General features: G+C 74.1%; 16 protein-coding genes and 2 pseudogenes. 14 read left to right on the forward strand and 4 right to left on the reverse strand.

The genetic code is table 11. The annotated features are described in order from the left end of the window. The first annotated feature begins 447 nt into the window (after positions 1-447). Both ACFYTE_RS25780 and ACFYTE_RS25785 read left to right on the forward strand, forming a co-directional pair. The gene (locus ACFYTE_RS25780) at positions 448-1,356 is read left to right on the forward strand and encodes a metallophosphoesterase family protein (protein WP_388714830.1); all 909 of its coding nucleotides are present in this window, start codon (positions 448-450) and stop codon (positions 1,354-1,356) included. Further along, positions 1,304-1,987 (forward strand): 4'-phosphopantetheinyl transferase, encoded by a 684-nt coding sequence (locus ACFYTE_RS25785; protein WP_388714832.1) that lies wholly within the window; start codon positions 1,304-1,306, stop codon positions 1,985-1,987. Before ACFYTE_RS25780 ends, ACFYTE_RS25785 begins: the two co-directional genes overlap by 53 nt. A 111-nt stretch (positions 1,988-2,098) precedes the next feature. Here ACFYTE_RS25785 and ACFYTE_RS25790 read toward each other — a convergent pair whose 3' ends face one another. Continuing rightward, entirely contained in the window at positions 2,099-3,334 is a 1,236-nt protein-coding gene (locus ACFYTE_RS25790; RefSeq protein ID WP_388714834.1) for an MFS transporter, read from the reverse strand. Positions 3,335-4,879: 1,545 nt separating this feature from the next. On the opposite strand from ACFYTE_RS25790, the pseudogene ACFYTE_RS25795 reads away from it, so the two are divergent. The 6 genes and pseudogenes from ACFYTE_RS25795 to ACFYTE_RS25820 all read left to right on the forward strand — a co-directional run. Further along, positions 4,880-5,215, forward strand: a pseudogene (locus ACFYTE_RS25795) (carbohydrate ABC transporter permease); the annotation flags it as partial. A 44-nt stretch (positions 5,216-5,259) separates the two neighbouring features. Beyond that, positions 5,260-6,624, forward strand: a complete 1,365-nt coding sequence (locus tag ACFYTE_RS25800) for a GH1 family beta-glucosidase (RefSeq protein ID WP_388714836.1) — start codon at positions 5,260-5,262, stop codon at positions 6,622-6,624. Between the two features lie 69 nt (positions 6,625-6,693). After that, positions 6,694-7,230 carry a GNAT family N-acetyltransferase gene (locus tag ACFYTE_RS25805; RefSeq protein WP_388714839.1) on the forward strand — a complete coding sequence of 179 codons (537 nt, stop codon included), beginning with the start codon at positions 6,694-6,696 and terminating at the stop codon, positions 7,228-7,230. A 3-nt stretch (positions 7,231-7,233) separates the two neighbouring features. Continuing rightward, the gene (locus ACFYTE_RS25810; RefSeq protein ID WP_388714842.1) at positions 7,234-8,745 is read left to right on the forward strand and encodes an ABC transporter substrate-binding protein; all 1,512 of its coding nucleotides are present in this window, start codon (positions 7,234-7,236) and stop codon (positions 8,743-8,745) included. 12 nt (positions 8,746-8,757) lie between these two features. Further along, positions 8,758-10,503, forward strand: coding sequence for an ABC transporter permease subunit (locus ACFYTE_RS25815; RefSeq protein ID WP_388714897.1), 1,746 nt, complete (start codon positions 8,758-8,760; stop codon positions 10,501-10,503). Beyond that, positions 10,500-11,825 (forward strand): MDR family MFS transporter, encoded by a 1,326-nt coding sequence (locus ACFYTE_RS25820; protein ID WP_388714845.1) that lies wholly within the window; start codon positions 10,500-10,502, stop codon positions 11,823-11,825. Before ACFYTE_RS25815 ends, ACFYTE_RS25820 begins: the two co-directional genes overlap by 4 nt. A 354-nt stretch (positions 11,826-12,179) precedes the next feature. On the opposite strand, the gene ACFYTE_RS25825 is transcribed toward ACFYTE_RS25820, so the two are convergent. Further along, complete coding sequence (locus tag ACFYTE_RS25825; protein WP_388714848.1) at positions 12,180-12,944, reverse strand: CDP-alcohol phosphatidyltransferase family protein; 765 nt, start codon at positions 12,942-12,944, stop codon at positions 12,180-12,182. Positions 12,945-13,051: 107 nt separating this feature from the next. On the opposite strand from ACFYTE_RS25825, the gene ACFYTE_RS25830 reads away from it, so the two are divergent. From ACFYTE_RS25830 to ACFYTE_RS25850, 5 genes and pseudogenes are all read left to right on the forward strand, one after another. After that, positions 13,052-14,026 carry a dehydrogenase gene (locus ACFYTE_RS25830; protein ID WP_388714851.1) on the forward strand — a complete coding sequence of 325 codons (975 nt, stop codon included), beginning with the start codon at positions 13,052-13,054 and terminating at the stop codon, positions 14,024-14,026. A gap of 117 nt (positions 14,027-14,143) precedes the next feature. After that, the gene (locus ACFYTE_RS25835) at positions 14,144-14,542 is read left to right on the forward strand and encodes a 6-pyruvoyl tetrahydropterin synthase family protein (RefSeq protein WP_388714854.1); all 399 of its coding nucleotides are present in this window, start codon (positions 14,144-14,146) and stop codon (positions 14,540-14,542) included. After that, the gene (locus ACFYTE_RS25840; protein WP_388714857.1) at positions 14,539-15,723 is read left to right on the forward strand and encodes a glycosyltransferase family 4 protein; all 1,185 of its coding nucleotides are present in this window, start codon (positions 14,539-14,541) and stop codon (positions 15,721-15,723) included. Before ACFYTE_RS25835 ends, ACFYTE_RS25840 begins: the two co-directional genes overlap by 4 nt. 89 nt (positions 15,724-15,812) lie before the next feature. Further along, complete coding sequence (locus ACFYTE_RS25845) at positions 15,813-16,769, forward strand: class I SAM-dependent methyltransferase (RefSeq protein WP_388714860.1); 957 nt, start codon at positions 15,813-15,815, stop codon at positions 16,767-16,769. Further along, a pseudogene (locus ACFYTE_RS25850) lies at positions 16,766-18,199 on the forward strand (lysylphosphatidylglycerol synthase domain-containing protein); the annotation flags it as partial. The gene ACFYTE_RS25845 and the pseudogene ACFYTE_RS25850, both read left to right, overlap by 4 nt. A 104-nt stretch (positions 18,200-18,303) precedes the next feature. Here ACFYTE_RS25850 and ACFYTE_RS25855 read toward each other — a convergent pair. Further along, the gene (locus ACFYTE_RS25855; RefSeq protein ID WP_388714863.1) at positions 18,304-19,104 is read right to left on the reverse strand and encodes a creatininase family protein; all 801 of its coding nucleotides are present in this window, start codon (positions 19,102-19,104) and stop codon (positions 18,304-18,306) included. A gap of 38 nt (positions 19,105-19,142) precedes the next feature. Between ACFYTE_RS25855 and ribA the strand changes: the two genes are divergently transcribed. Next, positions 19,143-19,802 carry a GTP cyclohydrolase II gene (ribA, locus tag ACFYTE_RS25860; protein WP_388714866.1) on the forward strand — a complete coding sequence of 220 codons (660 nt, stop codon included), beginning with the start codon at positions 19,143-19,145 and terminating at the stop codon, positions 19,800-19,802. A gap of 28 nt (positions 19,803-19,830) precedes the next feature. Here the strand turns inward: ribA and ACFYTE_RS25865 are convergent, their stop codons facing one another. Then, the gene (locus tag ACFYTE_RS25865; RefSeq protein WP_388714869.1) at positions 19,831-21,054 is read right to left on the reverse strand and encodes a serine hydrolase domain-containing protein; all 1,224 of its coding nucleotides are present in this window, start codon (positions 21,052-21,054) and stop codon (positions 19,831-19,833) included. Between the last annotated feature and the right edge of the window lie 79 nt (positions 21,055-21,133).

Genomic DNA, 21,133 nt, shown 5'->3' on the forward strand with positions numbered 1-21,133 from the left:
CCACCCCGTCCGCGGTGCACGCGAACGGATATGTGCCCCGGCCGGGTTCGCGGGCGTGACCGGGCGGACCGCTGAGGCCGGGCCGGGCGTGGCGGGGACGTACGTGCGTGGCGTACGGCGACCGCGCCGTCGGTCACCGCGGCGGTCGCGCCGACGCCCGCGCACTCCGCTGACGGACACCCGCCGAACCGCCCGCGTGCGGAACACAACGGCGGCGTACGGTGCCGGTGGCGGGCGGCCGGTGGCGGGCGGCGGTGCCGCATGCCGTGAGTGGCCCCCATCGCCCCGGGCCCGGAGCCGCACGTCCCTGCACCCGTCGTACACCTGCCGACCCCGCCTCCTGGTGCCGTCCCACCGCGACGCGTTCCGGGGTGACCCCGGTGGGCCTTGCCCGGCGGGTGTCCGACGTGGTCTCGTGGAGGCCTCGCGTGATCGGAGGGATGACGGGTGGAGTCGTCGGCCGGGAGGACCGGCGGGTTGCTGGCCATCAGCGACCTGCATGTGGGATATCCGGAGAACCGGGCCCTCGTGGCCGCCCTGCGCCCGGACTCGGACGCGGACTGGCTGATCGTCGCGGGCGACATCGCGGAGACGGTGGCCGACATCCGCTGGGTCCTCACGACGCTGGCGGACCGGTTCAGCCGGGTGCTGTGGGTGCCGGGCAACCATGAGCTGTGGACGCATCCCAAGGACGAGGTCACCCTGCGCGGAGTGGCGCGCTACGACCATCTGGTCGAGCTGTGCCGGGAGTTGGGCGTGACCTGTCCGGAGGACCCGTATCCGGTGTGGGAGGGGCCGGGCGGCCCGGTGGCCGTGGCACCGCTGTTCCTGCTGTACGACTACTCGTTCCTCCCCGTCGGCTGCGCCACGAAGGAGGAGGGGCTCGCCTACGCGCACAAGACGGGCATCGTGTGCAACGACGAATACCTGCTGCACCCGGACCCCTACCCGAGCCGCGAGGCGTGGTGCCGGGCACGGGTGGCCGAGACGGAGCGCCGCCTCGCCGAACTGCCGGACGGGCTGCCGACGGTGCTCGTCAACCACTACCCGCTGGACCGGCATCCGACGGAGGTGCTGTGGTACCCGGAGTTCGCCATGTGGTGCGGCACGCGGCTGACCGCCGACTGGCACCGCAGGTTCCGGGTCCGGACCATGGTCTACGGCCATCTGCACATTCCGCGGACCACCTGGCTGGAGGGCACGCGCTTCGAAGAGGTGTCCGTGGGCTATCCCCGTGAGTGGCGCAAGCGTCCGGGCCCGCCCGGCGAACTGCGCCGTATTCTGCCGATGGAGGTCGGATCCGGTGATCGAGGAGCTGCTCCCGGACTCGGTCGTGGCCGTGGACATGCGCGGTGACGACGAGATCGAGGAAGCCCCGCTCTACCCCGAGGAAGAGGCGCTCATCGCCAGGGCCGTGGCCAAGCGGCGCCGCGAGTTCTCCGCCGTGCGCGCCTGCGCCCGGCGGGCCATGGACAAGCTGGGCGTGCCCGCGCAGCCGATCGTGAGCGGCGAGCGCGGCGCCCCGCGGTGGCCGGCCGGCCTGGTCGGCAGCATGACCCACTGCGAGGGCTACTGCGGCGCCGCGCTGGCCCGCGCCACCGACCTGGCCTCCCTCGGCATCGACGCCGAGCCGCACGCCCCGCTTCCCGATGGCGTCCTGGATTCGGTGTCCCTCCCGCAGGAGCGGCGCCGGCTGGGCGAACTGGCCGCCGCCCGGCCCCGCGTGCACGGGGACCGGCTCCTGTTCAGCGCCAAGGAGTCCGTGTACAAGGCGTGGTTCCCGCTCACCCGGCGGTGGCTCGACTTCGGCGAGGCCGACATCGAGATCGTCCCCGAACCCGGGGGCGACCCGTCCGGCGGCTTCCGCGCGACGCTCCTCGTCCCCGGGCCGCTCGTGAACGGTCGCCGGGTCGGTGTCTTCGACGGGCGCTGGGCGGTGCGGCACGGTCTGGTGACCACATCGGTGACGGTCCCGCACCTCCCCTGAACACCGTGCACATGGGTCTCGGTCGTCGGAGGCGGGTCGCCCTGCGGGGGCGGCCGTCGAGGGCAGCCGTTTCCAGGGGGCGGCCGTCGGGGGTAGGCCGGGGAGCGGGGGTCAGCCGGGTAGTTCGCCGAAGGCCGGGGGTTTGCGGCGCGTCGTGACCACCATCGCCCATACCGAGAAGACCAGCGGTATGGCGCCCGAGACGATCACCTGGCCGCGGCTGGAGACCAGGCTGTTGGGGGTGCCCAGCAGATAGCCGAGGCCGATGCAGGACCGGGACAGCGCCTGATAGCAGGCCCAGGCGCTGCCGTGCACCTCGGCGGGCACATGCGAGTGCACCGCGTTGCGCAGCCCGACGTTGCACGCGCCGTTGCCGAAGCCGCCGAGCAGGAACAGCGGGAAGATGATCGCGGCCACCGGGACGATCCCGGCGAACAGCAGACCCAGCGAGATGCCGAGCACCCCGCCCAGGATCAGCGCGGTGTGCCGGTTCGCCCAGCCCGCGCGGCCCGCGAGCAGCGCCCCGGGGATGCTGCCCAGCGCCCAGGTCGCCAGGAAGAGGCCGAAGACGGTGTCGTTGCCGTCGGCGACGTCGCGCAGGTAGTAGACCCCCGCGACCACTTCGATGCTGGTGGCCAGCATCGCGGCGGCCAGGGTGGGCAGCAGCGCACCCACGACCGGCGCGTGCCGCAACGCCTGGTACCCGTCGGAGAGTTTCGCAAAGGGCCGCCGCCCGAGCGTGACGTCGGCTGACCGGGGCACGGCCAGCGCGGTGCACCAGGCCAGCACGAGGAACGAGACGGCGTCGGCGCCGAGCAGCACGGAGGTGCCCCATACGGAGTGCAGGAAACCCGCCAGCGCGGGCCCGAGCAGCCCCGCGGCCGAAAGACCCGCCGTGAGCAGGCTGTTGGCCCGGCCCGTGGACTCCGTCCCGGCCACCACAGGCAGGATCTTGAAGCCGGCGGCCACCGACGCCACACCGGCAAGCCCGGCCACGGCGATCAGCGCCACCCGCAGATGGAAGGCGTCGACGGCGATGGCCGCACCGAGCGTCAGCGCCTGGGCGACCAGTGCCCACAGACACACGGTGCGGGCGCTGAGCCGGTCCACCAGGGAGCCGATGAGGGGCGCCGCGACGACCGTGGGCACGAGGTCGGCGAGGAACACCTCCGTCACGCCCCCGGGTACGTCGTTGTGCGCGGCGTCCAGCACCATGCCGAGGGAGGCGAGCGAGTCTCCGACGCGAGAGAAGAGCGTCCCGGCGATGAGGATGAGCGCGGGGCCCGGGACGAGCATCGTGCGGCGCAGCACGGCGAACGACGTCTTCCGCGTCTTCTGCGTGTCCAATCGATTCCAATCCGTCCGCTTCCACGTCACCCAGAGGCTGCCTGCCGAACAGATTAGGCCGGTGCGCAGGGCGGGAGGGCGTCCACCGGCCATGCGGACACACCACTGTCCGTGGCGCTCGCGGCAGGCGGCTTCCGTACGCGAGTACCAGTTTCTCGGCCATGAGCGGCACTTCACCGGAAGTCCACATTCCTGCTCCGGGAATCCGCGGAACGCCGGGCAATGCGTACGCGGCGCCATGCCGTGCCCGGCCGGTACGGGTGGGGTACAACTCGCCGATTGCGCCCAGGCGTTGACCGCGCTTTTCGGCCAGATGCCGCGGCTGTGCCACTTTCCCCCGGTCAGCGCCGGTGGCCTGGTGTACCGGCCGGGAATCGGCACGCCGGTCACCGCGGGTTTGTCGAATCCCGTCGGACGAATGTCCGGAAAATATCGGGCCGGGCCTCGGGCGACCTGCCCCGAGCCGTCCCTCGGACCCCGGCAGCGATGAATTCCCGGAAGTTTCGGGGCGGTTCGAGAGCAGGGAGGATCACAGAAGACGACAGAAGGCGACGGAAGGCGACGGAAGGCGACGGAAACTGCCGGAAGAAAGGCCTCGAAACGGGACCGGAAGGCAAGTCCCGGTAATTCTCGCCGAATACGGCTGTCACGCCACGGCGCTCTCATCGCGACGCGACCGCGCGTAAATCGAATGCACTACGGCATGATCACCGCACCCAGGTCGGGGCACCGTCACCACCCGGCCCCGCGGCTACGCGCCGGCCCCCGGGTGCGCCGGACCCGGACCGGTGACCCGGGCCGACGGCCGCCCTGGCCCACTGGCACTGCGCCGCCGTCCGCGCAGGGGCCGTCGGCGGACTGGGCCGCCGGCATGGCGGCGTCGTACCGGTGCGGCGTCAACCGCTGCTCGAAACAGTGGAGTTCGACGGGTGCGCCGACCGGACAGGGCCGGGCCCGTCGACACATAACCGTTGCAGAAGGGCCGGCCGCTCTCCCGTCGCAGCTCACACACCGTACGATCACCCCGCACCGCACCCGGCCTGCTCGCCGCGCGGTCCGCCCGGCCAGATACCTGTGCCGGATCTCTTGACCCGGCAGCAGATGCCGGCGAAGTGAGCACGATGACCGCCACCGTGCCGACGCAGACCGGCGGGCGGACCGTGCGCGCAGGCTCCCCCGGTGCGGCGCGCGGCCCGCGCCGCATCGGGCGGATCCGCCGCGCCGGACTGCCGTACCTGCTCCTTCTGCCCGCTTTGCTGCTCGAACTCCTCGTCCATCTGGTGCCGATGGTCATCGGCATCGTGATGAGCTTCAAGGAGCTGACCCAGTTCTACATCCGCGACTGGGGCGCCGCCCCCTGGTCCGGCCTCGACAACTACCGGATGTCGGTGGACTTCGACGCCCCGGTCGGTGCGGCCCTGCTGCACTCCTTCGCCGTCACCGTCGGTTTCACCCTGCTGTCGGTCGGCCTGTGCTGGCTGACCGGCACGGCTGCCGCGGTCTGTATGCAGGACACCTTCCGCGGCCGGGGACTGCTGCGGGCTGGTGCCGCGCGATCTCGACGAGGCCGGGCTGGTGGACGGCTGCGGACCGCTCGGCGCGCTGTTCCGGGTCGTGGTGCCGGCCGCGATCCCCGGCATCGTCGCGGTCGCCGTCTACGCGTTCATGACCGCCTGGGGCGAGGTGCTGTTCGCCTCGGTGATGACCAACGAGACCACCCGCACCCTCGCCGTTGGCCTGCAGGGCTACTCCACGCTCAACGACGTCTACTGGAACCAGATCATGGCCGCCTCGCTCGTCGTCAGCGTGCCCGTCGTGGCCGGCTTCCTCCTGTTGCAGCGCTACCTCGTCGCCGGGCTGACCGCGGGAGCCGTCAAGTGACGCACCGTCCGGCCGGCGACTTTGCCCATCGTGAAGGGACTTCCGTGTCCGACCGCATCGACCTCGCCGCGCTTCCGCACGACTTCCTGTGGGGAACGGCCACATCGGCGTACCAGATCGAGGGAGCCGTCGCCGAGGACGGCCGCTCCCCGTCGATCTGGGACACCTTCTCGCACACCCCCGGCAGGACCGACGGCGGCGACCACGGCGACGTCGCCTGCGACCACTACCACCGCTGGCGAGAGGACATCGACCTGATGCGCCGGCTCGGCACCAACGCCTACCGGCTGTCCGTCGCCTGGCCGCGCGTGCTGCCCGGCGGCGACGGCCCGGTCAACCCGCAGGGCCTCGACTTCTACGACCGACTGGTCGACGCCCTGCTGGCGGCGGGCATCACCCCCAGCGTCACCCTCTACCACTGGGACCTGCCGCAGATCCTCCAGGACCGCGGCGGCTGGCCCGAACGGGACACCGCCGAGCACTTCGCGGCGTACGCCGAGACCGTGGCCGCCCGGCTCGGCGACCGCGTGCGGCACTGGGCCACCCTCAACGAGCCCTCCTGCTCGGCCTGGATCGGCCACCTGGAGGGCACCATGGCCCCCGGCCTGACCGACCTGACCGCCGCGGTCCGCGCCTCCTACCATCTGCTCCTCGGTCACGGGCTCGCCGTGCAGGCCCTGAGGGCCGCCGCGCCGGACGCCGAGGTCGGCATCGTCAACAACCTCTCCACCGTGCACCCGGCCAGTGACCGCCCCGAGGACGAGGCCGCCGCCCGACGGCACGACGGGCACATCAACCGCTGGTGGCTCGACCCGGTCCACGGCCGCGGATTCCCGGCCGACATGCGCGAGGTGTACGGCGTGCAACTGCCCGAGCGCCCGGGGGACCCGGAGACGATCGCCGCGCCGCTGGACTGGCTCGGCCTCAACTACTACTTCCCGGCGTATGTGGCCGACGACCCGGCGGGTCCCGCGCCCCGCGCCCGCGAGGTGCGCCGCCCCGGCGTCCCGCGCACCGGCATGGACTGGGAGATCGACGCGAGCGGCATCGAGACGCTGCTGCTGCGTCTCACCCACGAGTACGGGGCCCGCGGGATCTACGTCACCGAGAACGGCTGCGCCTACCCGGACGTGGTACGCGCCGACGGCACCATCGACGACCCCGAACGCCAGAACTACCTGGTCGAACACCTCGCGGCCTGCGCCTCCGCGGCCCGCAGGGGCGCCCCGCCGGCCGGCTACTTCGCCTGGTCGCTGCTCGACAACTTCGAGTGGGCCTACGGCTACGACAAGCGGTTCGGCCTGGTCCACGTGGACTACCGCACCCAGGTGCGCACCATCAAGGGCACCGGACACCGCTACGCGGACATCATCCACCACCACCAAACCCAACCCCCCCAAGCCACCTGATCCCGGCCTGGAGGAGCGGGGCGATGGGCGAGGTGATCACCGTCCCGAATTAATGCATATGATGTGCAAGTGCGTGAGATCATCATCAGGAGTGCGGGGGTCGAGGACATCGGTGGGGTTCGTGGTGTCATGCTCGACACCGTCTACCGGGACTTCGGTACGGGGTACGTGCCGCGGTGGCACGAGGACATCGTCGATCCGCTGGGTGCCTACGTCCTGCCCGAGCGGCATGCGCTGCTCGTCGCCGTGGACGCGGCCGGCGGGGAGGTCGTGGCGACCGCCGCGCTCGACTCCCGCGGGCCCGCGCATCCCCCCAACCCGGCGCAGCTCGCCCGGCGTTACCCGTCCGGGCGGACCGCCCAGCTGCGGCGGGTGTATGTGCGGCCCGAGTACCGCAGGCGCGGCCTCGCCCGACGGCTGGTGGCCGAGTTGCTGGCGTTCGCCGCGGCGGACGGCGGCTACCGGTCCGTGTATCTGCACACCGACCCGGCCGTGCCCGGCGCCGAGGCGTTCTGGCGGTCCCTCGGGAAGGTCGTGCACGACGAGCGCGCGGACCTCGGCGGGGGACAGGGCATCGTGCACTTCGAGATACCGATGGGGCGGTGAACCATGCGACTGCGTCTGCCCCGCCGCCCGCGCCGTACCCGGACGGTCTGCGCCCTGCTCCTCGCCCCGCTGCTGGCCGGCTGCTTCGCCTCCGACGGTGACCCGCCGGGCGGCGACGCGCAGGACGGCCGGCGGCTCCGGGTCGCCCTCGCCTTCCCGCCCGCCGAACGGCTCTCCCCGTACGGCGCCGATGCCACCATTCTCAGCCGGCTCGGCGTCACCGAAGGGCTGACCGCGCTGGACGGCAACGGCGCCGCGGCGCCCGCGCTCGCCCGGTCCTGGCGGCGCGACGGCGACCGCGCCTGGGTGTTCACCCTGCGCGAGGCCGCCTTCCACGACGGCGGCGACGTCACCCCGGCCGCCGTCGTCACCGCCCTCACCCACGCCGCCGGAGCCAGGCCCGCGCCCGCGGCGCTGTCCGGCGTCACGCTGACCGCGACGGCCGAGGGCGACCGGAACGTGCGCATCACCACCGGCCGGCCCGACCCGATCCTGCCGCTGCGGCTGTCCAGCCCGAGCCTCGCCGTCCTGTCCCAGCGGGCGTACGGACCGGACGGCGACGCCGACCCCGTCGGCACCGGCACCGGCCCCTTCGCGCTCACCGAGGTCACCGGCGCCACCGCCGCCGCCCTCGGCCGGTTCGACGACTACTGGGGCGGCCGGGCCCAGGCAGCCGGCGTCGACGTCCGGTTCATCGCCGACGGCACCGCCCGCGCCAACGCCCTGCGCACCGGCGAGGTCGACGTCGCCGAGGCGATCCCCGTCGCCCAGGCCGCCACCCTCGACCCGGCGACCCGGCGCGAGACCGCGACCACACGGACCACCAGCCTGCTCCTCAACAGCGCATCCGGCCCGTTCGAGGACCCCGCGCTGCGTGCCGCCGCCCGCGGCGCCGTCGACACCCCGGGTCTGGCCGAAGACGTCTACGAGTCTCACGCCGACCCCGGCGCCGGCCTCTACGGGCCCGCCGTGACCTGGGCCGACGGCAGGCACCTCGAACCCGTCGGCCGCTCCCGCCCGAGCCCGCCGAACGGCGCCGCCGTGACCCTCGCCACCTACGACAACCGGCCCGAACTCCCCGAGGTCGCCCAGGTGCTGAAGCAGCAGCTGGAGCGGGCCGGGTTCCGGGTCCGCCTGGTGGTGCGGGAGTACGCGCGACTGGAGGGCGACGCGCTCGCCGGGAAGTTCGACGCGCTCGTCCTCGCCCGCAACAGCCTCGTCGACACCGGCGACCCCATCGCCGTCCTCGCCAGTGACTACGGCTGCGACGGCGGCTACAACCTGGCGCAGCTGTGCGACAAGGGCGTCGACCGGGCGGTCGCCGCGGCCGAGGCCACGGCCGACACCGCGCAACGGCAGGGCGCCGCCCTCGCCGCCGAGGCCCGGATCCTCGGCACCGACACCGTCGTACCCCTCGTCCACCAGCGCGTCATCACCGGCGTCGGCACCTCGGTGAAGGGCGTGCTCCTCGACCCGTACGAGCGCACCCTCGTCGGCACCGGCACCCGGCGCTGACCCGTGAAGAGCATGCTGTGGCGGGCCGGTCTCGCCCTCGCCCTGGTGTGCGCGATCGGCCTGCTGCCCTGGCTGTCGCACACCGACCCGGCGCGCACCGTCCTCAAGGCCCGCGCCCAGGACCGGGAGCCGACGCCCGAGGTGCTGGCCGACATCCGGGCCGGACTCGGCCTTGACGACGGGCCGCTGCCGCTGCTCGGGCGGTGGCTGGCCGGTCTCGTCCGCGGCGACGCCGGGCGGTCCTGGATCTCCGGCGCCGACGTCGCCCCCGACGTGCTCCAGGCGCTCGGCGTCTCCCTGCTGCTGATGGCGGTGGCCGGCCTGGTCGCCGTCTGCACCGCCGCCGCGGTGTGCGCCCGCACGCTGTGGGTGGCGGCCCGGGGCGGGCGCCGGCGGCCCGGCGGCACCGGCTCCGCCGTGCTCGCCGCGCTCCCCGAATTCCTCACCGCCTCCCTGCTCGCCACCGTCGTCGGCGTCCACCTCGGCTGGCTGCCCGCCCTCGGCTGGTACGGGCCCCGCTGGACGGTGCTGCCCGCGCTCGCCCTCGGACTGCCCGCCGGGGCCGTGCTCGGCCGGCTCCTGGACGACCTGCTGCCCGGCGCCTTCGGTGAACCCTGGGCGCGGGCCGCCGCGGCCCGCGGACTGCCCGGCCGGCGCATCGCCCGCCAGGCGCTGCGTCGCTGCGTGCCCCAACTGCTGCCGAACGCCGCGCTGTTCGTCGTCGGGCTGACCGGCGGGGCCGTCGCCGTCGAGCAGGTCTTCGACATACCCGGCCTCGGACGCACCACCCTCCAGGCCGCCCTCGCCCAGGACCTGCCGGTCCTCCAGGCCGGCGCCCTCGCCCTGCTGCTGCTCGGCGCCGCCGCCTCGGGCGGCGCCCGCCTCGCGGCCCGGCTGCTGACCGGCCCCGCCCTGCGCGACGGCGCCCTGCTCAGCCTGCACCGGCCCGCCCCACCCGCCCACCGCACCCTGCCCCTCGTCCTCGGCGCGGCACTCCTTGGCACCGTCGCCCTCGGCCTGCCCCGCGACCCGCTCGCCGTCAACACCGGCGCACGACTCCAACCCCCGTCCGCGCAGCACCCTTTCGGCACCGACGCGCTCGGCCGCGACCTGCTCGCACGGCTCGCACACGGCGCCCTCGACACCCTGCTGCCGGCCCTCGCCGTCAGCGCCGCCGCACTCCTTGCCGGGGTGCTGCTCGGACTGCTGCCGCGGCTGTCAGGACCGCTCGTGGACACCGTCAACGCCGTACCGCCCGTCCTCGCCGCGCTCCTGGTCACCGCGGTGGCAGGCGGCGGCCCCGGCACACCCGTACTCGCCGTGACGGCGGTCGCCTGGGCCCCGCTCGCCGCGCACACCGCCGCCCTGCTGCGGCAGGAACGCGCCACCCTGCACATCACGGCCACCCGCGCCCTCGGCGCGGGCAACGGCCACCTGCTGCGCCACGAACTGCTGCCCGCGGTGCTCCCGCCCGTCGTCCGGCACGCCCTGCTCCGGCTGCCCGGCGTCGCCCTCGCCCTGGCCTCCCTTGGCTTCCTCGGCCTCGGCGCCCAGCCGCCCTCCCCGGAATGGGGACGACTCCTCGCCGAGAACCAGCCGTATGCGGAACGCGCGCCCTGGGCCGTCTTCGCCCCCGCCGCCCTCCTCGCCCTGCTCGGCGCGCTGGCGGTGACCGCCGCGGGCGGGCTGCGCCGGCCGCGTCCGAGGTCCCGCACCGCACAACCGCCCCTGCGTACGGCCGAGGCGACCGCCCGATGACCGCAGGCACCGCAGGCACCGCAGGCACCGCAGGCGCTGTCGGCCCGCGGACCGGGGGCGCGCCCCTCACTCCGCTCCTGCGCCTGCTGATCCTCACTCAACTCGCCTTCAACATCGGCTTCTTCGCCGTGCTTCCGTTCCTCGCCGAGCACCTCGGGCAGACGATGGGCATGGCCGGCTGGCTGGTCGGTCTCGTCCTCGGCCTGCGCACCTTCAGCCAGCAGGGGCTCTTCGTGGTGGGCGGGGCGCTCGCCGACCGGTACGGCATCCGGCCCGTCGTGCTCGCCGGCTGCGCCCTGCGGATCGCCGGATTCGTCTGGCTCGGCCACGCCGAGCGGACCTGGGCGGTGCTCTGCGCCGTGCTGCTCATCGGGTTCGCCGCAGCGCTGTTCTCACCCGCCGTGGAGTCCGAGGTGGCCCGGCAGGCGGTGGCCCGGGAGGAGTCGGGCGGCGGCCCGCGCACCCGTGTCCTCGCCCTGTTCACCGTCGCCGGGCAGGCGGGTGCGTTCCTCGGGCCGCTGCTCGGCGCGCTGCTGCTGACCGCCGACTTCCGCACGGTGTGCCTGGCCGGCGCCGCAGTCTTCGTCCTCGTCCTCGCCGGGCACGCCCGGCTGCTGCCGCAGCACATCCCCGACCGGGCCCACCGGCCGGTGCGGGGCGGCGCGCGGAACCTGCTGCGCAACCGCCGCTTCCTCGCGCTGTGCTGCGCCTACGGCGCCTATCTGCTCGCCTACAACCAGCTCTATCTCGCGCTGCCCGCCGAGGTGGCCCGTGCCACCGGCTCGCAGGCCCCGCTGGCCTGGCTGTTCGCGCTGTCCTCGCTGCTGGTCGTGGCCGCCCAACTGCCCGTCACCCGCTGGGCGGGCCGGCGGCTCACCCCCCGCCGGTCCATGGCGGCCGGGCTGCTGCTGGTCGCCGCCGGGTTCGCGGCCGTCGCGGCGGCCCGCCCCGCGGCCCCGACCGGCACCGCGGGACTGCTGCCCGCCACGGTCCTGGTCGTTCTGCTCACCTTCGGTCAGATGCTCATCGCGCCCGTCGCCCGCGCCTGGGTGCCCGATCTCGCCGAGGACGGCAGACTCGGCCTCTACACCGGGGCGCTGTCCTCGCTGTCCGGGCTGATCGTGCTGGCCGGCAGCGCGGCCACCGGCACCCTCCTCGACGGTACGCTCCCGCCGGCCGTGCCCTGGCTCGTGCTGGCCGCCGTACCGGCCCTGGCCGTCGCCCTGCTGCCGCGCCCGGCGCGCATCTCCCAGGCACCCGAACGCCCCGACGGCCCCGCCGCCCCGCAGGCCCGCCGTCCCCGGGAGGACCCCTCGCCCTGAGAGCGTCCCCGGCGGCGCGGCGTTCGCGGATGTGTGCGGGGTCGTCGCTGCCGGGTGGGGGCGGGTCGGGGGTGGTGTTGCGTTGGTGTGGGGTGCTGTCGGATGTCCTGGCCGTGTTCTCGTGGGCGCGGCCGGTTTGTGTGTAGTGGTCTCCGGGGCTCGCACGGCGCCCGGGGGTCTGGCGGAGTCCGCGCGGGTCGGCGTTCGTGGATCTGTGCGGGTTGTCGCCGTGGCGTGGGGGTCGGGGGTGGTATTGCGTTGGTGTGGGGTGCTGTCGGATGTCCTGGCCGTGTTCTCGTGGGCGCGGCCGGTTTGTGTGTAGTGGTCTCCGGCGCCCGGCCGTCCGCCGGACCGTCACCGTCCGGCCGGCTCCAGCACCTTCACGGCGGGAGCGTCCGGGACGGTGAGCCGTGCGGTCCGCCACAGCCACAGCACATCCCGGCCGAACGACCACACCAGCGAGCCGAGCGCCAGCAGCACCACGGCGAAGTCGCCGGCGAGCGGCAGCAGTTGGGAGCCCGCCAGCAGCAGACAGACACCCTGCAACGCGGCGACCGTCTTGCGGGCGATCGACGGCGGCAGCGGGGCGTTCAGCCACGGCGCGATGCGGGCCGCCGCGACGAACGCGTAGCGCATACAGCCGATCAGCAGCACCCACGGGCCCAGCCGCGTCGACACGTACACGCTCAGCACCAGGATCAGGAACGCGTCGACCTCCATGTCGAAGCGGGCGCCCAGCGCCGTCGACGTACCGGTGCGGCGGGCCACCTTGCCGTCGACGCCGTCCAGGAGCAGCGCGACCGCCGTGAGTCCGACCAGCAGGGTGAGCGGCGGCGCGCTCTCGAAGGAGTCCGCGACCAGCGCCGTCACCCCGCCGACCAGGGTGGCCCGGCCGAGGGTGACCCGGTTGGCCGGGCCGAAGGAACGCAGCCGGGAGCGGTGCAGCGCCCGGGAGAGCACCGCCCAGGTCGCGAATGCGAACGCCAGCCCCGTCAGCCAGCCCGCCGGCCCCATGCCGAACGCCGAACCCAGCAGGATCAGCAGCAGGATCTGCACGCCCGCCCCCACGGCCGTCTCCTGCTGGACCAGTCTCGCGTCGTCAATGTTGTTCAGGGCCACGGCTCACCCTCCGGCCGAGTGACAGAGTCGATCAGTGCCGCGTACTGTGCGCGGCCTGTGCACATCTCGGTACGTGAACAACTTCCCGATCGTTCAGGAGGATGCCGATGAACCGGTTCGCGCGTGCGTTCTGGCTCAACTCGCCGGGCCACGGCGAGTTGCGTGAGGTCACCGTCCCCGAACCCGCCGCGGGCGAGGTCCTGGTGCGCACGCTCTACTCCGGAGTCAGCCGCGGCACGGAGACCCTGGTCTTCCGCGGCGGCGTCCCCGAGAGCCAGCACACCGTGATGCGGGCGCCGTTCCAGGACGGCGACTTCCCCGGCCCGGTCAAGTACGGCTACCTCAACGTCGGCGTCGTGGAGCAGGGCCCGGACACCCTGACCGGACGCACCGTCTTCTGCCTGTATCCGCACCAGAGTCACTACGTCGTCCCGGTGAACGCCGTCGTCCCCGTGCCGGAGCGGGTGCCCGCCAAGCGGGCCGTCCTCGCCGGCACCGTGGAGACCGCCGTCAACGCCCTGTGGGACGCCGCGCCGCTCATCGGCGACCGGATCGCGGTGGTCGGCGGCGGCATGGTGGGCTGCTCGGTCGCCGCCCTGCTGGCCCGCTTCCCGGGCGTACGGCTCCAACTCGTGGACACCGACCCGGCGCGCGCCGCGACCGCCAAGGCCCTGGGCGTCGACTTCGCCGCACCTGAGGACGCGCTCGGCGACTGCGACCTCGTCGTCCACGCGAGCGCCGACGAGCGGGGCCTGACCCGTGCCCTCGGCCTGCTCGCCGCCGAGGGCACGGTCCTCGAACTGAGCTGGTACGGCGACCGGTTGGTCACCCTGCCGCTCGGCGAGGCGTTCCACTCCCGGCGGCTCACCGTGCGCAGCAGCCAGGTCGGCGCCCTCTCCCCGGCCCGCCGCGCGAGCCGCGGCTACGCAGACCGGCTGGCCCTCGCCCTCGACCTGCTCGCCGATCCGTCCCTGGACGCGCTCATCACGGGAGAAAGCACGTTCGAGGAGCTGCCCGAGGTGATGCCGAGGCTCGCCACGGGGGAGATCCCGGCGCTCTGCCACCGGATCCGGTACGCCTGACCTGAGAAGAAGCGTGAGTCCGCACTGAACGCGGGGAAGCGAAGAGCCGTACTACAGGGCATCCCCCGGCCGCAGTCGGCGGGGGAACCAGACGCGCCGCACCTGGAGGGTCGTCCGTTGTTCAGCATCACCGTCCGCGATCACATCATGATCGCCCACAGCTTCCGCGGCGAGGTGTTCGGGCCCGCGCAGCGCTTGCACGGCGCCACGTTCCTCGTGGACGCGACGTTCCGCCGTGAGCAGCTGGACGACGACAACATCGTCGTCGACATCGGCCTGGCCACGCAGGAACTCGGCGCGGTCGTCAGCGAGCTGAACTACAGAAACCTCGACAGCGAGCCCGACTTCGCCGGCGTCAACACCTCGACGGAGTTCCTGGCCAAGGTGATCGCCGACCGGCTCGTCGAACGCATCCACAAGGGCGCGTTCGGCGAGGGCGCCAAGGGCCTGGCGGGCGTCACGGTCACCCTGCACGAGTCGCACGTCGCCTGGGCGAGTTACGAGCGTGGCCTGTGACCGACACGACCATCGGCCGGGCCCCGGCCCTGACCTACGTGCCCGCGCAGCGCGCGGCCCTGAAGAACGTCGGGATCATCCCCATGTCCCTGCGCACCCTGCACTTCGTCATGCCGGGCGGTGTCGACGACGCGGCCGCGCCCAGCGGTGGCAACGCCTACGACCGGCGTCTGTGCCTGGACCTGCCCGGATTCGGCTGGCAGGTCACCCGGCACGCCGTGCACGGCGCCTGGCCCCGCCCCGGCGCCACCGGCCGCGACGAACTCGCCCGCGCCCTGCGGGAGTTGCCGGACGGCTCGGTGGTCCTGCTCGACGGCCTCGTCGCCTGCGGGGTCCCCGAGGTCGTGGTCCCCGAGGCGGAGCGGCTGCGGCTCGCGGTCCTCGTCCATCTGCCGCTCGGCGACGAGAGGGGCCTTCAGCCCTCCGTGGCCGCGGACCTGGACGCCCGGGAACGCGCGGTGCTCCGGGCGGTACCCGCGGTGATCGCCACCAGCGACTGGGCGGTCCGCCGCCTCGTCGCCCACCACGGCCTCGCCCCACAGCGGGTGCACGTCGCCGCGCCCGGCGCCGACATCGCACCCCTCGCCGCCGGCACCGACGGCGTCTCGCACCTGCTGTGCGTGGCCGCGGTGACACCCCGCAAGGGGCAGCACCGGCTGGTGGAGGCGCTGGCCGCGGTGCGGGATCTGCCGTGGAGCTGCGTGTGCGTCGGCGGCCTCGGCCACGACCCCGAATACGTCGCCCGGCTGCGGTCCCTGATCGAGCGGCACGGCCTGACCGAGCGGCTGCACCTGGCGGGCCCGCGTTCCGGCGCCGACCTCGACGCCAGTTACGCCGCCGCCGACCTGATGGTCCTCACCTCCTACGCCGAGACGTACGGCATGGCCGTGACCGAGGCGCTGGCCCGGGGCATCCCGGTCCTCGCGACGGACGTCGGCGGACTGCCCGAGGCACTGGGCCGTGCGCCGGACGGCGGGATGCCCGGCATCCTCGTCCCGCCGGAGGACCCCGCCGCGTTCGCCGCCGAACTGCGCGGCTGGTTCGGCGAGGCCGATGTGCGCCGGCGCCTCAAGGCCGCCGCGCGGGGCCGCCGGGCGGCGCTCGACGGCTGGGCGACCACCGCCCGCAGCCTGGCCGGGGTCCTGCAACGACTCCCGGACGAACCACGGAGGGCGGCATGAGCGGAACCACCCCACAGGCCGGGCGGACACCGGTACGGCCCGGGACGCGGGCCGTACCGGGCGCGGGAGCGACGAAGGGGGCAGCGGCCATGACGGAACCCGGCGCAGCGCGCCGCGCCGCGCACGAAGGGGCCGGGCCGGCCGTGCCCCCCGGCACCGTGCCGCGGCCGGGGGAGCGGCCCACCGTGCGGCTGCGCGAGTCCGGACCGCAGGAGCCGCCGCGGTACGCGCCCGAATGGCTCGAACTGCGCGAGCCGGCCGACGCCACGGCCCGCGCGCTCGACCTGCTCGACCCGCTGCGGATCCGGCTCGCCAATCTGCCCGGCCGGGCCGACGGCATTGTGGTGCACGACCTGGGCTGCGGCACCGGCTCGATGGGCCGCTGGCTCGCGCCACGTCTGGACGGCGCCCAGCACTGGATCCTGCACGACCGCGACCCCTACCTGCTGCACTTCGCCGCCGTGGGCTCCCCGCGCGCCGCCGCCGACGGCAGCCCGGTCACCGTGGAGACACGGCGCGGCGACGTGTCCCGGCTGACCCCGGACGCCCTGAGCGGCGCCTCACTGGTGACGGCGTCCGCGCTGCTCGACGTCCTCACCCGCGAGGAGGTCGGCACGCTCGCCGCGGCCTGCGTCGGGGCCGGCAGCCCGGCGCTGCTCACCCTCTCGGTCGCCGGACGCGTCCGTCTCACCCCGGCCGACCCGCTGGACGCGGAGATCACCGAGGCGTTCAACGCGCACCAGCGGCGCACGGGCCTGCTCGGCCCCGACGCCGTCACCGTGACCCGCGAGGCGTTCACCGACCGCGGGGCGGCGGTGCGGCTGCATCCGAGCCCCTGGCGCCTGGGACCCGAGGACGCCGCGCTGACGGCCCAGTGGCTGCGCGGCTGGGTGGCCGCGGCGGTCGAGCAGCGCCCCGACCTGGCGCTGCGCGCCGACCGCTACCTCCAGGACCGTCTGGCGGCCTGCGCGGCGGGCGAGTTGAGCGTCGTCGTCGACCACACCGACCTGCTCGCCCTGGTCCGCCCGACGGGGCACGCCTCATGACCCCGCGCCCGGCGGCCCCCGGGACCAGGCCGCACACCCCGCCCCCCGACCCGGCCCCACCGGTGCAGCGGCAGCACGTGTATCCGCAGCATCGGCAGTCTGTGGTCGCGTCCGATGCCGCGTCGGCGCTCTCGGACCCGACCGGCACCGCGCCGGTGTGCACCCGCCCGCCCGCCACCCCGCGCCCGCTCCCAGGCACCCCCGACGCCGGGCCCGCACCCGAAGCCGAACCCCCGCGCGCCGAATCTCCACGCGTCGTCCCGCCCGGCGCCGGCCCCGTTTCCGACGCCGAACCCCCCGACCCGGCCCCACCGGTGCAGCGGCAGCACGTGTATCCGCAGCATCGGCAGTCTGTGGTCGCGTCCGATGCCGCGTCGGCGCTCCCGGACCCGACCGGCACTGCGCCGGTGTGCACCCTCCCACCCGCCACCCCGCGCCCGCGCCCGCTCCCACACACCCCCGACGCCGGGCCCGCGCCCGACGCCGAACCCCCGCGCGCCGGGCCCGTTTCCGATGCCGAACCTCCGCGCCTCGAAGGCCCGTACGTCGACGCGCCGGTGCAGTGCCGTCCGGCAGGCCGCGCCCGTGGTGGTTTCCGGGGCGGGCAGGGGTGGTTGCCGGTGGTGGGTCGCGCCGTGCGCGGGCGGCTGGGTGCCCTGGCCGGGGCCGGGATCCTCGGGGTGCTGCTGTGGCGGCTGGGGACCGGTGTGTTCCTGGACGGGCTGCGCCGGATCGACCTGGGAACGCTGCTGGTCGCCGTGGGCATCGGCGTCGTCACCACCGTGTTGAGCGCCTGGCGTTGGCATATCGTGGCCCGCGGCCTGCGGATCCGGCTGCCGCTGGGTTCCGCCGTCGCCGACTACTACCGGGCGCTGTTCCTGAACGCGGCCCTGCCCGGCGGCGTGCTCGGCGATGTGCACCGGGCCGTCCGGCACGGGCAGGAGGCCGGGGACGTCGGGCGCGGCGTCCGCTCCGTCGTGCTGGAGCGGGCCGCAGGACAGGTCGCGCTGGCCGTGGCCGGCGCGGTGCTGCTGCTCACGCTGGAGTCCCCGCTCCGGGACGAGGCCCGGGACTTCGCCCCGCTGGTCGCCCTCGGCGCGGCGGGCGCCTGCGCCGTCGCCCTCGCGGTCCGGATGAACCGTGCCCCCTCCCGCCGCCCCGGCACCCTGCGTACCGCACTCGCCGAGGCCCGCGCGGGGCTGCTCTCCCGCGCCAACTGGCCCGGCGTCGCCCTGTCCTCGGCGGTCGTGCTGGCCGGACACCTCGCGATGTTCGTGGTGGCGGCCCGGGCCGCCGGCTCGACGGCCGCCGTCCCGGCGCTGCTGCCCCTCGCGGTCCTCGCCCTGGTCGCCATGGGCCTGCCCCTGAACATCGGCGGCTTCGGCCCCCGGGAGGGCGTCACCGCCTGGGCGTTCGGCGCCGCCGGCCTGGGCGCGGACAGCGGACTGGCCACGGCCGTCGTGTACGGGGTGCTCGGCTTCGCGGCGAGCCTGCCCGGCCTTGCCGTCCTGATCGCCCGCCGGCGCACGGGACTTCACCCGCGTCCGGCCGAACCCCCCTGCGCCGACGCACCGTCCGCATCCGCCCCGGAGGTGAGCAGGGCGAAATACTCCGCGAAGGATTCGGCGAGGCTCGTCAGCAGTTTCTTCCCCTTTTCCGCCGACCCCAGCGAAGGACGGCCGATGACCCCCGATTCGGTATAGGCGGACATTCCCGCGGTGAGCAGATGACGACGGTCGTCCGCGGTGAAATCGGCGGACTGGTAACCAGGGCGGACCCATTCGGGATGCGCGTGCAGCAGAATGGAGGTCTCGATTTCCCCGGCGTGCATGTCGGTCAGCAGCGAGGTACGCACCCCGGCCCGCGCCCGTGCCGTCTCCCAGTCCTCGGCGGCCGGGAACAGCGCCATCCGCTCCCCGCGCGCGGAGGACTCCTGAACCACGTTGCCCAGCACATAGTTGCCGCCGTGGCCGTTGACCACGGCGAGCGCGTCGACGCCGGACCGGCGCAGCGACGCCGCGACATCCCGCACCACCGCGTGCAGGGTCACGGCGGAGATGCTGACGGTTCCGGGCCAGGCCGCGTGCTCGTGCGAGCAGGACACCGTCAGCGGAGGAAGGAGGTGCACCGGGTACGCCGCGGCGATCTCCCGCGCGACGGCGCAGGCGACGAGCGTGTCGGTCGCCAGGGGAAGGAACGGACCGTGCTGCTCGAAGCTCCCCACGGGAAGGACGGCGACCTGTGACGACATGCCCGCCCCGCGCGTCCGTACGTCCTCGGTGGTGTCCGCCGGCAGCACACCGTGTGCCGCCGCACACGCGCCCGAACCACTCATCTTTCCATGGCCTTTCGTCTCCGTTGAGGAATCAGATCATGACAGAAAACATCGGCGTACTCGGCAAGAAGTCCGCACGGCGTTCGGGCGTGGAACGCGTCGTGACCGCACCCCTGCCCACCGTGTACGGGACATTCCAGGCCATCGGCTATCTGGACCACGACGGCGGTGACGAGCAGGTCGCGCTCGTGCACGGTGATCTCGGCACCGAGGACGTGCTGACCCGGCTCCACTCGGAGTGCCTGACCGGCGACGCGTTCGGCTCCCAGCACTGCGAGTGCGGCGACCAACTCGCCTCCGCGCTGCGCGCGGTGGTCGCCGCGGGCAGCGGCGTCGTCGTCTATCTCCGCGGGCACGAAGGCCGCGGCATCGGACTGCTCGCGAAGCTGCGCGCGATGGCCCTGCAGGCGGAGGGACTCGACACCGTCGAGGCGAACCTCGCCCAGGGACTGCCGGTCGACGCCCGTGACTACGGTGTGGCCGCCGCCATCCTGCGCGACCTGGGCGTCGCCTCGGTACGGCTGATGTCCAACAACCCGCGCAAACGCGAGTCGTTGCTGCGGCACGGCATCCAGGTCGCCGAGGAGGTACCGCTGTTGATCCCGCCGTGCGAGAACAACATCACCTATCTGCGGACCAAACGGGAACGCCTCGACCACCACCTGCCCCATCTGGACGCGGTGGCGCACTGGTCCTGAGGCCCCGCGGCGGCCTCCTCGGCCCGGCTCAGTCCACCACCGCCTCGTGCACCAGCCGCTTCAGCTCCGGGAACACCTTCAACGTCCTGGGCCGCACCTGGGTCATGAACTGCACGGTGAGATCACGGCCCGGGTCGATCCAGAAGGTCGTGGTCGCCACGCCGCTCCAGCCGTAGGTGCCGGGCCCGGCCGGGGCCGCCGTACGGTCCGGGTCGATCACCACGGAGACGCCGAGGCCGAAGCCGACGCCGTCGTTGCCCGGCTCCCGGTGCGGGGACGCGCCGAAGCCGCGCAGGTCGGCGCCGCCGGGCAACTGGTTACGGGTCATCTGGGCCACCGTCTCGGGCCGCAGCAGCCGGACGCCGTCCAGTTCGCCGCCCCGGCGCAGCATCTCCGCGAACCGGTGGTAGTCGTAGGCCGTGGCCACCATGCCGCCGCTGCCGGACAGGAACCGGGGACGGCCGTGCAGCGGCAGGCCCGGGATCGGCTCGATGCCGCCGCCCTCGGTCTCCCCGTACAACTCGGAGAGCCGGCCCGCCTGTTCGGCCACGATGTGGAAACCGGCGTCCGGCATGCCCAGCGGATGGAAGATCCGCTCGGCGAAGAACACGTCGAGCGGCTGCCCGGAGACCACCTCGACCACCCGGCCCAGCACATTGGAGGCCACCGAGTAGTTCCACTGCGTGCCCGGCTCGAACTGCAGCGGCAGCCCGGCGTACACATCGATGGTCTCGGCGAGGTTCGCGCCGGGCGGTACGGACGACTCAAGGCCGGCGGTCCGGTAGAGGGCGTCGACCGGGTGGGAGTGGTAGAAGGCGAAGGTCAGGCCCGCGGTGTGGGTGAGCAGATGCCGGATCAGGATGGGGCCATCGGCGGGGCGGGTGGTGACCTCGGTGCCGGAGCCGCCCTCGTACACCCGCGGGTTCGCGAAGGCCGGCAGGTGCCGGTCGAGCGGGTCGTCCAGGGACAGCCGTCCCTCCTCCACGAGGAGCATCACGGCGACCGCGGTGACCGGCTTGGTCATCGAGTAGATCCGCCACAGCGTGTCCGGCTGCACCGGCAGCCCGGCCGACCGGTCGCGCGCGCCGTGCGCCGTGAGGTGGGCGACGCGTCCGCCGCGGGCCACCGACACCAGATAGCCGGGCAGCCGGCCCTCGTCCACGTAGTGGGCGAGGTACTGGTCGAGGCGGTCCAGCGCCTTCGGGTCAAGACCGGCCTCGTCCGGGTCGGCTTCCTGTCGCAGCTGTGCCATCGCGCTCCTCCGCGTGGTGCCGTCCGGCGGTTGATCGTTGCATGACTCGGGGGGTACGGGTGGGTTGTTGGCGGGTTGC

The organism is Streptomyces sp. NPDC004629, assembly GCF_042873595.1.
Lineage (GTDB): Bacteria > Actinomycetota > Actinomycetes > Streptomycetales > Streptomycetaceae > Streptomyces.